This window comes from Flavonifractor sp. An91 (assembly GCF_002159225.1).
GTDB lineage: Bacteria > Bacillota > Clostridia > Oscillospirales > Oscillospiraceae > Flavonifractor > Flavonifractor avicola.
In genome coordinates this window covers 263,520-277,526 of the sequence record NZ_NFHA01000001.1, presented here as the reverse complement: position 1 = coordinate 277,526, position 14,007 = coordinate 263,520, and the positions used below count along the sequence as shown (strand labels likewise).

The following is a 14,007-nucleotide window of genomic DNA, read 5'->3' as shown; positions in this document are numbered from 1 at the left end:
CTTTTGCCGGGGAAACGGATTGCCACGCCAGTGTGCGCACTGGCTCGCAATGACAGGCTTGTGCAAAACAGCTATTTTGCAACAGGCCCTTGTAAGAGTGGCAATTAGCAGCTGGCGCCGCCGATTACCGTCTTGTTCATGATAGTATCCTTGTCAATGGAGCCGTGGAGCAGCTTATCCTCCACATAGTCGAAGCCCAGGCGGGCGATGGTGTCGGAGAAACGCTCACCAGTCTGGCCCTCATCCCGGAAGAAGAGAATGGCCTTTTCCACCAGGGCGATGACCTCCTCCTCGCTGGTGAAGATCTTGGACATGGGCCGGCCGGCGGCAACCTTCTTGCCCCAGCGGCCGCCCAGATAGATCTTGTAGCCGTAGGTGCTTTCGGTGTAGGCGCCAAAGGGGCACTTCTCCAGGCAGCGGCCGCAGTGGTTGCATTCGCTGGTATCAATGACGGCCTTGCCGTCCTTCATGGACACGGCGTGGATGGGGCAGGCCTTCTCGACCTGACACACCTTACAGCCCTTACACTTGTTCAGATCGGGCTCAGGCAGGCGCTGGCCGATGATGCCCAGGTCGTTCAGGTCGGGCTTGACGCAGTTGTTGGGACAGCCGCCTACGGCAATCTTGAACTTGTGGGGGAGGGACACATCGTGGTAACCCTTGTAGAACAGCTCGTGGAGCTTCTCGCTGAGAGCGAAGGTGTCGATCAAACCATACTGGCAGGTAGTACCCTTGCAGGAAACCACCGGACGTACCTTGGAGCCGGTGCCGCCCACGTCCAGACCGGCGGCGCTGAGGAACTCGATGAGGGGCTCCACATTCTCGTAGGGCACACCCTGGATCTCCAGGGTCAGACGGGTGGTCATGGTGACCTCGCCGGAGCCGAACTTCTCGGCGGCCTCGGCCACGGCGGCGTGCTCGGCACCGGTCAGCTTGCCGTTGCGGGTAATGACCCGGACATTGAAGCAGTCAGGGGTACGCTTATCCCACAGGCAGCCCAGACCCTTGAGGCGCTTGACCTCGGTGGGAGGCAGAGCAGCACCGGCAGGACGGGGGACCTTCACCTGATTGAAGGTGACGCCGCCTTCCAGAACCTTGGTGTTGGTGTAGCCATAGAACTTCAGCTTGCTCTGGAGGAAGTAGCCACGCTTGCCACGGTTGCACACCAGCAGCAGCTTTTCGTCCTTATCGATGCCTTCCAGAGGTCCGTTGACCTTGCCCAGCTCCACCCAGTGGGCGCCGGGGATGGAGGGGGTAGGCAGCACATCAATGACCTTGTAGTCCTTGGCAGCGCCGGCCAGATACTCGGCGGGTGTGAAGGACTCCAGCACTCCGGCCAGCTTGTTTTCCAGCACATAGCAGGCCTGAACAAAGGGGTGGATGGCGGTGGAGAAGGGGGGTGCATAGGCCAGATCCAGATCGTTAAAGGCGTCAATGGTCAGACCGGCAGACAGACCGACAACAGCAATATCCACCATTTTGTCCACCGCGCCGGCACCCAGGACCTGGATACCCAGCAGTTTGCGGGTGTTGCGGTCGGCAATTAGCTTGGTGAGGAAGCTGGAAGCGCCGGGATAGTAGTGGGCCTTGTCGTCGCAGGCGCACACCACAGTGATGGGGTCAAAGCCTTCGGCCTTGGCCTGAGCCTCGGTGAGACCAGTGCGTCCAGCGTTGAGCTGCGGCAGCAGCTTCACCACGCCGGTGCCCAGGCAGCCGCCGTAGGGGGTGTCGGTACCGGTGATGGTCTTAGCCAGCGCACGGGCGGTGATGTTGGCGGTGGAGCCCATGGCCGACCACTGGGGCTTGCCGGTGAGACGGTTGTACACCATGGCGCAGTCACCGGCGGCGTAGATGTCGGGCAGGTTGGTGCGCATCTCCTTGTCTACCACCACGGTACCCTTGAAGAGCTCAATACCGGTGTCCTTCAGGAAGTCGGTGGCGGGGCGCACACCGATGGCAAGCACTACCACGTCAGCAGCAATGGCGTCGCCGTCGGTGACGATGCCGGTGGCCTTGTCAACGCCGGTAACGGACTGGATGCGCTGGCCGGTAATCACGCGAATGCCGGCGTCTTTCAGCTTCCGGCGGGCAAAGTCGGCCATCTCGGGGTCAAAGGCGTTGGGCATGATCTGGTCGGCAAAATCCACCACAGTCACGTCCAGGCCCTGGGAGAGCAGGTTCTCGGCAATCTCCAGGCCGATGAAGCCGGCGCCCGCCACCACGGCCCGGCGGCAGTTGTTGGTGGCCACATAGTCCCGCAGGCCCACCGCGTCGTCGGGGGTGCGCATGGGGAACACGCCGGGCAGATTCTTGCCAGGCATATCGGGCACCACAGGAGCAGCGCCGGTGGCAACGATCAGCTTGTCGTAGTGCTCGGTAAAATTCTGGCCGTCCCGCAGACCGCTTACCGTCCTGGCGGCGGGGTCAACATGGGTGACCTCGCAGCCGGTGATCACCTGAGCGCCGGTGAGTCCGGCATATTTCTGGGGAGTGTTGACGATCAGTTCCTCACGGCTGCCGATGGCGCCGCCTACATAGTAGGGCAGGCCGCAGCCGGCGTAGGAGATGTCCTGACCTTTATTCAGAATGATGACTTCCGCGCTGCGGTCCTCCCGCTTGATTTTAGCAGCGGCCTTCGTACCGGCGGCCACGCCGCCAATGACCAGAATACGCATCTTTGTTCCCCGTCCTTATTGACAAATTTTTGTGTCACGCTTGTAATCAGTATAGCACCCCAGTATAATAAAATAAAGTTTTTAAAACTTATTGATTGATCGAAAAAAATTATAGGGGTGACGGACCATGGTGGACTATCGCATCCGGACCTTTCTGACTTTGTACGAGACCATGAATTACCGGAAAACAGGGGAGAAGCTGTGCATGAGCCAGCCGGCGGTAAGCCAGCAGATCCGGGGTCTGGAGGATAAGTACGGCTGCAAGCTGTTTGTATATGATGGCCGACAGCTTCATGCTACCCCTCAGGCCCAGCGGGTAGCGGAGTACGCTCGTACGGCTCTTTACAATGAGCAGCGCCTCCAGCAGGAGCTGGTGGAGACAAAGGTCCGGGAGATACGGATCGGAACTACAAAAACCATCGGAGAATTTGTGGTGGCCGAGGCCCTGAGCCGGTATATCTGCCATTCTGACAGCAATCTGAAAATCTCCGTGGATAATACTGCCGCCCTGCTGGGACAGCTGGAGCATGAACAGCTGGATTTTGCCCTCATCGAGGGGGCCTTCGACCGAAGTCGGTTCGGCAGCCGCCTGTTTCGCCGGTCCAAATTTGTAGGTTTATGTCGGAGGGACCATCCCTTTGCCGGCCGTACAATTCCACTGACGGCACTGGAAGGCCAGTGCCTGGTAGTACGGGAGGAGGGATCGGGGACCCGGGGTATTCTGGAGAATGTGCTGGCCGAGCGTGGTTATTCCCTGGATCTGTTTTCCCGGGTAATTTGCGCCAACCAGTTTTCCCTCATTACCCGGTTTGTGGCGGAAGGGTGCGGTATCACCTTTGCCTATGAGCCGGTGGCGGCAGGTCAGCCGGAACTGGCCTTTTTCCACCTGGATTGCCTGGATGAAACCCGGGAATTCAGCCTGGTTTACCTGAAAGGGACCCATATCTTCCCGTTGGTGAGGGAGGTGCTGGGTGAGCTGACCCCGTCTGACCTGGAAGAAGGGGCAGAATGATCAAAAAATGCTTGCAATGAATGCCTTGGTATGGTAAACTATACCGGTACCAGAAAGTGCGGCCAATATTCCGGCAGGAAGCCGGAGCACCCGACCAGAGTCGGGACACACGCAGAAACGAGCCTGGTGCATGATTTGACCTTTTATGTAAGGATACTAGGAAGGTATCCGTTCCCCCAAGGGGAGCGGATACCTTCTTTTTTTGCAAAGGAGCGCGGATATGACGCTGGAACAGTTTTTCAAGGAGGTCCCCCGGGCGGCACTGGCCTTTTCCGGCGGGACAGACTCCGCCCTGCTGCTGTGGGCGGCCAAGACCTACGGCTGTGACGTGCGGGCCTATTACGTCAACACCGTTTTTCAGCCCGCCTTTGAGCTGGCCGACGCCCAAAAGCTGGCGAAGGAGCTGGAGGTACCCATGACGGTGGTGGAGGCCGACGTGTTGGCGGTGCCTGAGGCGGCGGTCAACGGACCCCGGCGGTGCTACTACTGCAAGAAGGCCCTGTTTACCACCCTGTGGAAGCGGGCGGCAGAGGACGGCTATACCGTGTTGCTGGACGGCACCAACGCCTCGGATGACGCCGGGGACCGGCCGGGAATGCAGGCCCTGCGGGAGCTGGAGGTGCGCTCCCCCCTGCGGGAGTGCGGCATCACCAAGGATCAGGTGCGGCAGATGTCCAAAGAGGCGGGGCTGTTTACCTGGGACAAGCCGGCCTACGCCTGCCTGGCTACCCGGGTGCCCACCGGCACCGCCATTACCCGGGAGGCTCTGGAGAAGGTGGAGCGGGGAGAGGACGCCTTCTTCAAGCTGGGCTTCACCGACTTCCGGGTGCGGCTGATGGGGGACGCCGCCCGCATCCAGCTGCCGGAGGCACAGATGGAGAGAGCCGTTCAGCTGCATGATACCATTGCCAAGGCGCTGGAGGTGGATTTCTCCGCCGTCCTGTTGGATCTGAAGGGGAGGTAAGCAAATGGATAACAAGCATGACATTCTGGAGCTGCTGCGGGCGGTTTCGGCGGGAAATACCAGTCCGGAGGACGCCCTGTTGGAACTGAAAACCAAGCCCTTTGAGGACCTGGGGTACGCCAAGGTGGACTTCCACCGCTCGGTGCGCCAGGGCGCGGCGGAAGTGATCTACGGTGCGGGCAAGACCCCGGAGCAGATTGCCGGGATTGCCGCCGCCATGGGGGAGCGGGGCTGTAAAAATATCCTTATCACCCGCATGGGGGAGGAAGCTGCCCGCTTCGTGGAGCAGTCGGTCCCTCTGGACTACCGTCCCATCCCCAAGCTGGGTATTGCCTTCCCCGGCCCCCGGCAGGAGCTGGGACACATCGTGGTGGCCACCGGTGGTACCAGCGATATGCCGGTGGCAGAGGAGGCCGCCCTCACCGCCGAGGTAATGGGCAACAAGGTTACCCGGCTGTATGACGTGGGCGTAGCGGGACTCCACCGGCTGCTGTCCAACCTGGACGTCATGATGAGCGCCCGGTGCGTTATCGCGGTGGCGGGCATGGAGGGGGCCCTGGCCTCCGTGGTGGGCGGCCTGGTGGACTGCCCGGTGGTGGCGGTGCCCACCAGCGTGGGCTACGGCGCCAGCTTTGGCGGCCTGTCCGCCCTGCTGGCCATGCTTAACTCCTGTGCCTCCGGGTGCAGCGTGGTCAATATCGATAACGGCTTCGGCGCGGGCTATCTGGCCAGCATGATCAATCAGATGGAGGGATTAAAATGAAAACCTTATATATTGAATGTAATATGGGTGCGGCGGGGGATATGCTCATGTCCGCTCTGTACGAACTGCTGGAGGACAAGGAGAGCTTCCTGAATACCATGAACAGTCTGGGTCTGCCTGGCGTTCATCTGGAGGCGGCCTCCGCCGTCACTAGCGGCATCAGCGGCACCCATATGAAGGTTACCGTCCACGGCGAGGAAGAGGACGAGCACCTCCATCATCACGAGCACGATCATGACCATGACCATGACCATGAGCACGAGCATGAGCATCATCACGACCATGATCATTGCCACGACCACGAGCATGAGCATCATCATGAGCACGATCATGACCACCATCACGACCATGACCATGACCATGAGCACCACCACCATCACCACGCCACCCCCGGCCACATTGCCCACCTGATCGACCATCTGCCCCTGCCGGAGGAAGTCAAGACCCACGCCAAGGCGGTGTATGACGCCATCGCCCAGGCGGAGGCCAAGGCCCACGGTTGTCCGGTAGGCGATGTCCACTACCATGAGGTGGGTGCTCTGGACGCGGTGGCCGATGTGGCCGGCGTGTGCTATGCCCTCTATCTGCTGAAGCCTGACAAGATCGTGGTGTCCCCCATCCATGTGGGCAGCGGCACGGTAAAATGTGCTCACGGTATCATGCCGGTGCCTGCCCCCGCCACCGCTGCCCTGCTCTCCGGTGTGCCCACCTACGGCGGCGAGATCAAAGGCGAGCTGTGTACCCCCACCGGGGCCGCTCTGCTGACCCATTTTGCCCAGTCCTTCGGCTCCATGCCGGTACTCAATGTGGAAAAGGTGGGCTACGGTGTGGGTACCCGCCAGTTTGAGCAGGCAAACTGTGTCCGGGCCTTTTGGGGTGAGAGCCAGGAGGGCGGCAACGGCGAGATCGTAGAGCTGGTATGCAACATCGACGATATGACCGGCGAGGCCCTGGCCTTTGCCGGGGAGCAGCTGCTGGCGGCAGGTGCTTTGGATGTGTATTCCGTTCCCGGTACCATGAAGAAGGGCCGTCCCGGCCATGTGCTCACCGTGCTGTGCGATGCAGGCAAAGAGCGGGAACTGGCTCAGGCTGTCCTGCGCCACACCACTACCAACGGCCTGCGGGTCCGCCGGTGCGAGAAGTATTTCCTCACTCCCGGCAGTAAGACGGTGGATACCCCCTGGGGGGCTGTCCGGGTCAAGACGGCGGAGGGCTTCGGCATCTCCCATGCCAAGCCGGAGTATGAGGATGCCGCCGCCCTTGCCCGCGAAAACGGCCTGCCCCTGGCGGCGGTGCTGGAAGCAGTGAAAAAGGGCCTGTAACGGAAAGGAGCCACCCATGAAACGAATTCTGACTCTAATTCTGAGCCTGGCCCTGACCGCCGGTGTGCTGGCGGGCTGCGGCGGCGGAAACACGGCTGTCACCACCACTCCTCAGACCGGCAGCAGGGACAGCGTGGTCATTGCCATGGGCACCACCTCCGAGCCGGAAGCCGGTTTCGATCCCGCCTACGGCTGGGGCGCCGGTGAGCACGTCCATGAGCCCCTGATCCAGTCTACTCTGACAGTGACCAACACCGATCTGACCATTGGCTACGACCTGGCCACCGATGTACAGGTCAGTGACGATGGCCTGACCTGGACGGTCAAGATCCGGGATGACGTGAAGTTTACCGATGGGGAGCCTCTGACCGCCTCCGACGTGGCCTTTACCTACAATACCGTCAAGGCAGCCAGCTCGGTGAACGACTTTACCATGCTGGACAATGCCGAGGCGGTGGACGACACCACCGTAGTATTCCATATGGCTACCCCCTTCTCCATCTGGCCCTACACCATGGCCATTGTGGGCATTGTGCCTGAGCACGCCTACGATCCCGCCACCTACGGCTCCAATCCCATTGGCTCCGGCCGGTACATCCTGAAGCAGTGGGACAAGGGCCAGCAGGTGATTTTGGAGGCCAATCCGGACTACTATGGCGAGGCTCCTGAAATGAAGCAGGTGACCATCCTCTTCATGGAGGAGGACGCCGCTTTCCTGGCGGTCCAGGCCGGTCAGGTGGATCTGGCCTATACCTCCGCCACCTATTCCGACCAGAGCCCTGCCGGGTATACGCTGGCGGCCTACGACAGTGTGGATAACCGGGGCTTCAACCTGCCGGTCATCGAGGGTACCCTTACCGGCGACGTACTGGTGCGCCGGGCTATCAACATCGGCATCGACCGGCAGGAGATGATCGACAACGTGCTCAACGGCTACGGTACCCCCGCCTATAGCGTGTGCGACCAGATGCCCTGGTACAATCTGGCCTCCGAAGTGGCCTATGATCCCGAGGGAGCTTCCGCCCTGCTGGACCAGGCGGGCTGGATCATGGGGGCCGACGGCGTCCGGGAGAAGGACGGCGTGAAGGCCACCTTGAATCTGCTCTATCCCACCAGCGACTCGGTGCGTCAGGCCCTGTGCGCAGACTTCGCCAACCAGCTGGGAGAGCTGGGTATCTCCTGCACCATGGAGGGCGTGGGCTGGGACACCGCCTATGACCGGGCCCAGACCGAGCCACTCATCTGGGGCTGGGGCGCCCATACCCCCATGGAGCTCTATAACATCTATCACACCATCGGGGATACCGGTACCGCCCAGTATTCCCCCTATGCCAATTCCACTGTGGATTCCTACATGGATCAGGCCCTCCAGTGCTCCGATCTGGAGGAGTCCTATGAGCTGTGGCAGAAGGCTCAGTGGGACGGTACCACCGGCGTTACCCAGGACGGGGATATCCCCTGGGTGTGGCTGGTGAATGTGAGTCACCTGTACTGGGTGAAGGATGGCCTCCAGGTGGCCGAGCAGAAGATCCACCCCCACGGCCACGGCTGGTCCATCGTCAACAACGTGGACCGGTGGAGCTGGAGCTGATATTCCACCGGAAAGAAGGAATTCCCTTGAAACACCGCCTGATATTCACGGGCAAAAAATTGATCCGCATGGTGCTGCTGCTGTTGGGTGTCAGCCTGGCCGCCTTTCTGCTCATGTCGGCCTCGCCTCTGGACCCTCTCCAGACCAATGTGGGCCAGGCCGCCCTGGGTACCATGAGTCAGGAGCAGATTGCCAAGCTGGAGGAATATTGGGGAGTCAATACCCCGCCGGTGGAGCGGTATCTGGGCTGGCTGAGTGACTTTGTCCGAGGGGACATGGGCACCTCGCTGCTCTACCGCCAGCCGGTGAGCCAGGTCATCGGCCAGCGGCTGCAAAGTTCCCTGTGGCTCATGGCCTTCGCCTGGGTGATCTCCGGCGTGCTGGGACTGACCCTGGGCGTCATTGCCGGTGCCAACCGGGGAAAACTGGTGGATAAGCTGATCCGAGGCTACTGCTGGCTGATCTCCAGTACCCCGGCCTTTTGGCTGGCCCTGGTGCTGCTGGTGGTCTTCTCAGTGTGGCTGGGACTGTTTCCCATCGGCCTGTCGGTACCCATTGGGGCGGACGCATCCAGTGTCACTCTGGCCGACCGGCTCTACCACGCCTTCCTGCCCGCCCTTACCCTGAGCATCACCGGTGTGGCCAACATCGCCATGCACACCCGGGAGAAGATGGCGGACATTATGGAGAGCGACTATGTGCTCTTCGCACGAGCCAGAGGGGAGTCCAAGCGATCCATCGTGCTGCGCCACGGTCTGCGCAACGTGGCCCTGCCCGCCATCACCCTGCAATTTGCCTCCATCAGCGAGATCTTTGGCGGCTCGGTGCTGGTGGAGCAGGTATTCTCCTACCCCGGCCTGGGCCAGGCTGCCGTCAATGCCGGTCTGGGCTCCGACCTGCCTCTGCTGCTGGGCATCACGGTGGTGAGTGCCGCCATCGTGTTCGGCGGCAATCTGATCGCCGATCTGCTCTACGGCGTGGTGGACCCCAAGATCAGAAGGGGGGTGGCCCGAAAATGAGACGTTGGAACGGACGAAAAAATGCCCTCTTTCTGTTGGTTGCCGCCGCTGTGGTGCTGTGCGCTGTGGCAGTGGCTGGAGGCCTGCTCAGCGGGCAGGCCATGGTTACCGACTTTACCCGCAAAAATTTGGCTCCCTGCGGTCAGTTCCTCTTCGGAACCGACTGGATGGGCCGGGATATGCTCTCCCGCACCCTCACCGGCCTGTCCCTCAGTATCCGCATCGGCCTTTTGACCGCCGCCGTCAGCGCCGTCATTGCCCTGGTGCTGGGTGTGGCTTCCGCCGTCCTGGGAGGTTGGGTGGACGCGGTGATCTCCTGGTGCATCGATCTGGTCATGGGCATCCCCCATATCCTGCTGGTCATGCTCATCTCTCTGGCATTCGGAAAGGGCTTCGTGGGCGTGGTGGCAGGCGTGGCCCTCAGCCACTGGCCCTCTCTGGCCCGGGTCATCCGGGGTGAGGTGCTCCAGCTGCGGGGCGCGGTGTATGTCCGTACGGCGGAAAAGCTGGGGGTGTCCCGGCTGACCATTGCCCGGCGGCACCTGCTGCCCCATCTGCTGCCCCAGTTCCTCACCGGACTGGTGCTCCAGTTTCCCCATGCCATCCTCCACGAGGCCAGCGTCACCTTCCTTGGTTTTGGCCTGTCGCCGGAGCAGCCTGCCATCGGCGTGATTTTGTCGGAGAGCATGAGCTACCTCACCACCGGCAAGTGGTGGCTGGCGGTGTTCCCCGGCCTGAGCCTGGTGCTGGTGGTAGTGCTTTTTGCCGCCATGGGGGAGCAGCTGCGCAAGCTGCTGGACCCTGCCAGCGTACATATGTGAGGAGGGATGGAGTTGGAACCGATTTTGGAAGTCAAAGACCTGTCTATCTCCTTCACCCAGTATGGACGGGGCACAAAACAGGTGCTGCTGCCAGTGATTCAGGATTTGTCCCTCACCATCCGGCCTGGCCAGGTGGTGGCGGTGGTTGGGTCCAGCGGTTCGGGTAAGAGCCTGCTGGCCCACGGAATCCTGGGTATCCTGCCTTATAACAGCCATATGGCCGGGGAGATCTCCTTCTTGGGCCAGCCCCTTACCCCCAAACGGGCGGAGAAGGTGAGGGGCAAAGAGATTGTCCTGGTGCCCCAGGGCGTGACCTACCTGGACCCGCTGATGAAGGTGGGGCCCCAGATCCGCAAGGGCCGCCGGGACCAGAGTGCCCGGGAGGCCAGTCGGGCGGTGCTGGAGCGGTACGGCCTGGGAGCGGATACCGAGGAGCGCTATCCCTTTGAGTTGTCCGGCGGCATGGCCCGGCGGGTGCTCATCGCTACCGCGGCGGCGGCCACCCCCAAGCTGGTCATCGCCGACGAGCCCACTCCCGGTCTGGATGCCCGGGCGGCGAAACGGGTACTGAGTCACTTCCGGGAGCTGGCTGACAGCGGCGCGGGGGTGCTTCTCATCACCCACGACTTGGAGCTGGCCCTCACCATTGCCGACCGGGTGGCGGTGTTCTACGCCGGTGAGACGGTGGAGGAGGCCAACGCCGCCGATTTTGAGGCGGGGAAACTACGGCATCCCTACACCAAAGCTCTGTGGAATGCCCTGCCCCAGAATGGCTTTGTCCCCATTCCCGGCGCCCAGCCCGGGCCGGGCGAGGTGGGGGAGGGGTGCCCCTTTGCGCCCCGCTGCCCCAAGGGGCGGCCTGAGTGTCTGGGCCCGGTAGCCTATCGGGAACTGGACGGCGGACTGGTGCGCTGCTTATATCCGGAAGGAGGGGAACAGCCGTGAGTCTGGAGGCAAAACAACTGACTTTCGGTTATCGCCGGAAAGGAAAAGAGCCGGTGCTGGACCGCATCGACCTGACGCTGGAGCCGGGGGAGCGGCTTGGGCTGCTGGGCCCCAGCGGACGGGGCAAGACGACCTTATGTAAACTTCTGGGGGGCTATGAGAGGCCGGACGGCGGCACGGTGCTGGTGGACGGCAAGCCTTTGAAGGAGTACCGGGGGATCTGCCCGGTACAGATGATCTGGCAGCACCCGGAGACGGCAGTGGACCCACTGATGAAACTGGGAGATACGTTAAAAGAAGGTGGACCGGTGGAGGAAGGACTGCTGGAGGCCCTTCATATCCAGCCCGCCTGGCTGGAGCGGTATCCCACGGAACTGTCTGGCGGTGAGCTTCAGCGGTTCTGCATTGCCCGTGCCCTGCGGCCCGGGGTGCGCTATCTGCTGTGCGATGAGGTCAGCGCTATGCTGGACCTCATCACCCAGGCCCAGATCTGGACCTTTCTGCTGGACCAGGCGGAGAAGCGGAACTTGGGGCTGGTGATCGTCAGCCATAACAGCCCCCTGATGGAGAAGCTGTGTACACGGGTACAGAATTTGGCATAAGAGAACGGCCTGCAAGTGAGTAAAATCACTTGCAGGCCGTTTTCTGCCCCTAGTTGGGGCCCTGATTCTCATATGTGAGGATGGAGTCCTCCAGCATCAACAGGCCGGACTGATCGGGTTCCCGGCCTTCATACGGCGTCCTGTCCACATACAGCAGGGCGCTGTCCGGGTCAAACCGAAGGGCATAGTCATAGTTCATCCGGTCCTCCAGCTCATAGGTGCGGCCGTTGGTGTAGTCACAGACCGCGATCCGGGTATCTACGATGCCGGACCCCATGCTGAGGGTGGCGCACAGCTCCGGCAGGCCGTCGCCGTTCAGGTCGCAGAAATAGGCGTTCCAGATGGGCATACCGGAAATCAGCTGGACCGGTGTCTCCTCTCGCTTTTGCTGTGCCGTGATCTCCTCTGGCGTATAGCGGAAGGTCACATCGGGGAAGGCCGTGTGGGTGATGGCCAGTTCCCCATCCCAATCCATTTCGCTGGGGGCGGTGGTATAGTCAAACCATTTGGTGGCGGTGGCCGCCGGAACGGGGATTTGGCTGTTTTTGGAGAAGACCGCCCCATCGGCCACCTTCACATAGATGAAATTAGTGGAACCATTTGCCTGGAAGATCAGATCGTTTCCCTCCATGCGGAAGTGATTGATAATAGGAGGCTCGATGCCGGTCTCATCCTCCAGAGTGAGGATATCGCCGGATACAGACCACTTGCCCGCCCCGATATAGCTGCTCAGGTGTCCTTCATAGTAGGTGAAGGAGCCGTCCTCCCGGAGGGTGATGGTAAAATCACCGCCGAACCCATCCCCCTCATAGAGGTAGAGCCCGGCGGGGGAGAGCTGACTCCCGGATATTTCATAGCCCTCTTTCGTATACTGAACCTGGTTGCATATAATGTCGATCATCAAAGTATCTTGGGCGGCCATGCAGGCATCTTTGGACACATAGAAGGTAAACTTGGCGTCGGGGCCGTAACCGCGCAGGCTAAGGGCGTCTGGGTAGGTGGTGGTCCCGTCTCTGAGGATCTTGCTTCTCAAAAGGATCTGGGGGCTGACGGAGGAATCTTCTGTGGCCTGCAGTGGGGTGACAAAACTGCCGTAGTTGGAGAAACGGTAGGAGCAGTCGAAGGTCATATACAGCAGCTCATCGCTCTCGTTGGAGAGCATTACATCGTGGAGATAGATGGTGGTGGCGTTATCCTGCCACACCACCACCTGGCCGTCAGCAAAGGTGTGGCCCTCCCCGGTAAAGCAGTCGTCTGTCAGAGCAGACTTGGGTACGGTCAGGGTCAGATCCACCTGCTTTTGACTCAGAACCTCATAGCCGTCCTGAGTTAAGACATCGTAAACGGTGGGCTCCTTGGGGCTGGTCAGAAAGCACAGGGCGGCAATGACACAGGCAGCGAGGGCGATGACCACCACCCAGAAGGCGGGCTTCTTGTAGTGCATCACCGCCTTCACCCGGCTCTTTACCCCCGCTTCTCCAAAGGCCAGGGGGCAGGGCGCCACGGGCCGGCGGCGGATGCTACAATTCAGCAGGGCGGTGGAATAACCCCGCCGCTCCTCCTGGTTCAAAGCCCGGACGGCCTTCTCGTCGCAGGCTCCCTCCAGATCCCGGCAGAACAGCAGATATGCCACCCACATCAGGGGATTGAACCAGTAGATTGCAAGCAGTACAAAGCCCAGCAGCTTCCACCAGTGATCCAGACGGCGGATATGGGCCCGTTCGTGGGTCAGTACATAGGTCAGGTCCTGCTCCGGAATGTGGTAAGGCAGATAGATGACCGGGCGGAACAGCCCCAGTACAAAGGGGGAACCTACCTGCTCGCTCTGCCGGATGTTGTCCTCCCGCAGGGTGGCGGTGGCCAGCCGCCGCTTCAACAGCAGCCAGCTGATCAGCGCATAGAGCAGCAGAACCACCATTCCCGCCAGCCAGATCCGGGACAACAGGAAGGACCAGACCTGGGTGGGATTGACGCTGGCTCCCGCAGCCGGCGCCAGGGCTTCTTGCAGGATGGGATTAACAGCACTGTTGACAGCGGGAATGCCGCTTTGGATCTGAGGCGTGGCGGTGTGGAGAATCTCCCGGGGCAGAGGCTGGGTACTGGGGACCAGACTGAAAGGGCTTTCCAGGGAAAAGGGAAACATCAGGCGAAGGGCCACCAGGCCCCAGAGCAGGCAGAAGCTCCACCTGGGAGCTTTCCGCAGGATCAGTCTCAGCACCAGAACAGCCAGTACCAGCCAGCTGGCGGTGAGGCTGAGATTGACCAGGGTCAGGAACAGCTCTTCCATGGCAGG

At 61.2% G+C, this 14,007-nt stretch carries 11 protein-coding genes; 9 read left to right on the top strand and 2 right to left on the bottom strand.

Annotation, left to right across the window (positions count from 1 at the left end; all coding sequences use genetic code 11):
- Positions 1-104 precede the first annotated feature (104 nt).
- A complete protein-coding gene (locus tag B5G42_RS01370) occupies positions 105-2,675 on the bottom strand; it encodes an FAD-dependent oxidoreductase (protein ID WP_087265946.1) in 2,571 nt (856 codons plus the stop codon).
- Positions 2,676-2,802: 127 nt separating this feature from the next.
- Between B5G42_RS01370 and B5G42_RS01365 the strand changes: the two genes are divergently transcribed.
- The 9 genes from B5G42_RS01365 to B5G42_RS01325 all read left to right on the top strand — a co-directional run bounded on the left by B5G42_RS01365 (position 2,803) and on the right by B5G42_RS01325 (position 11,714).
- Positions 2,803-3,687: a LysR family transcriptional regulator gene (locus B5G42_RS01365; protein WP_087188817.1), complete on the top strand. Its 885-nt coding sequence runs from the start codon at positions 2,803-2,805 to the stop codon at positions 3,685-3,687.
- A 220-nt stretch (positions 3,688-3,907) separates the two neighbouring features.
- Positions 3,908-4,651 carry an ATP-dependent sacrificial sulfur transferase LarE gene (gene larE, locus B5G42_RS01360; RefSeq protein ID WP_087265945.1) on the top strand — a complete coding sequence of 248 codons (744 nt, stop codon included), beginning with the start codon at positions 3,908-3,910 and terminating at the stop codon, positions 4,649-4,651.
- A gap of 4 nt (positions 4,652-4,655) precedes the next feature.
- On the top strand, positions 4,656-5,414 hold the full coding sequence (larB, locus tag B5G42_RS01355) for a nickel pincer cofactor biosynthesis protein LarB (RefSeq protein WP_087188815.1): 759 nt from the start codon (positions 4,656-4,658) through the stop codon (positions 5,412-5,414).
- Positions 5,411-6,736 carry a nickel pincer cofactor biosynthesis protein LarC gene (gene larC, locus B5G42_RS01350; RefSeq protein ID WP_087265943.1) on the top strand — a complete coding sequence of 442 codons (1,326 nt, stop codon included), beginning with the start codon at positions 5,411-5,413 and terminating at the stop codon, positions 6,734-6,736. Before larB ends, larC begins: the two co-directional genes overlap by 4 nt.
- Before the next feature lie 16 nt (positions 6,737-6,752).
- Positions 6,753-8,327: an ABC transporter substrate-binding protein gene (locus B5G42_RS01345; RefSeq protein ID WP_087265941.1), complete on the top strand. Its 1,575-nt coding sequence runs from the start codon at positions 6,753-6,755 to the stop codon at positions 8,325-8,327.
- Between the two features lie 26 nt (positions 8,328-8,353).
- On the top strand, positions 8,354-9,346 hold the full coding sequence (locus tag B5G42_RS01340) for an ABC transporter permease (protein WP_242961093.1): 993 nt from the start codon (positions 8,354-8,356) through the stop codon (positions 9,344-9,346).
- Entirely contained in the window at positions 9,343-10,167 is an 825-nt protein-coding gene (locus B5G42_RS01335) for an ABC transporter permease (protein WP_087265939.1), read from the top strand. The genes B5G42_RS01340 and B5G42_RS01335 overlap by 4 nt, the downstream gene beginning before the upstream one ends.
- 6 nt (positions 10,168-10,173) lie before the next feature.
- Complete coding sequence (locus B5G42_RS01330) at positions 10,174-11,112, top strand: ABC transporter ATP-binding protein (protein WP_087265937.1); 939 nt, start codon at positions 10,174-10,176, stop codon at positions 11,110-11,112.
- A complete protein-coding gene (locus B5G42_RS01325; RefSeq protein WP_087265935.1) occupies positions 11,109-11,714 on the top strand; it encodes an ABC transporter ATP-binding protein in 606 nt (201 codons plus the stop codon). Before B5G42_RS01330 ends, B5G42_RS01325 begins: the two co-directional genes overlap by 4 nt.
- A 49-nt stretch (positions 11,715-11,763) precedes the next feature.
- Here the strand turns inward: B5G42_RS01325 and B5G42_RS01320 are convergent, their stop codons facing one another.
- Entirely contained in the window at positions 11,764-14,001 is a 2,238-nt protein-coding gene (locus B5G42_RS01320; protein WP_087265933.1) for a M56 family metallopeptidase, read from the bottom strand.
- Between the last annotated feature and the right edge of the window lie 6 nt (positions 14,002-14,007).

Excerpts from the sequence above, each read along its gene's own strand:
- B5G42_RS01370 (WP_087265946.1), bottom strand. The coding sequence starts at position 2,675 with ATGCGTATTCTGGTCATTGGCGGCGTGGCCGCCGGTACGAAGGCCGCT.
- B5G42_RS01365 (WP_087188817.1), top strand. The coding sequence starts at position 2,803 with ATGGTGGACTATCGCATCCGGACCTTTCTGACTTTGTACGAGACCATG.
- larE (WP_087265945.1), top strand. The coding sequence starts at position 3,908 with ATGACGCTGGAACAGTTTTTCAAGGAGGTCCCCCGGGCGGCACTGGCC.
- larB (WP_087188815.1), top strand. The coding sequence starts at position 4,656 with ATGGATAACAAGCATGACATTCTGGAGCTGCTGCGGGCGGTTTCGGCG.
- larC (WP_087265943.1), top strand. The coding sequence starts at position 5,411 with ATGAAAACCTTATATATTGAATGTAATATGGGTGCGGCGGGGGATATG.
- B5G42_RS01345 (WP_087265941.1), top strand. The coding sequence starts at position 6,753 with ATGAAACGAATTCTGACTCTAATTCTGAGCCTGGCCCTGACCGCCGGT.
- B5G42_RS01335 (WP_087265939.1), top strand. The coding sequence starts at position 9,343 with ATGAGACGTTGGAACGGACGAAAAAATGCCCTCTTTCTGTTGGTTGCC.
- B5G42_RS01330 (WP_087265937.1), top strand. The coding sequence starts at position 10,174 with ATGGAGTTGGAACCGATTTTGGAAGTCAAAGACCTGTCTATCTCCTTC.
- B5G42_RS01320 (WP_087265933.1), bottom strand. The coding sequence starts at position 14,001 with ATGGAAGAGCTGTTCCTGACCCTGGTCAATCTCAGCCTCACCGCCAGC.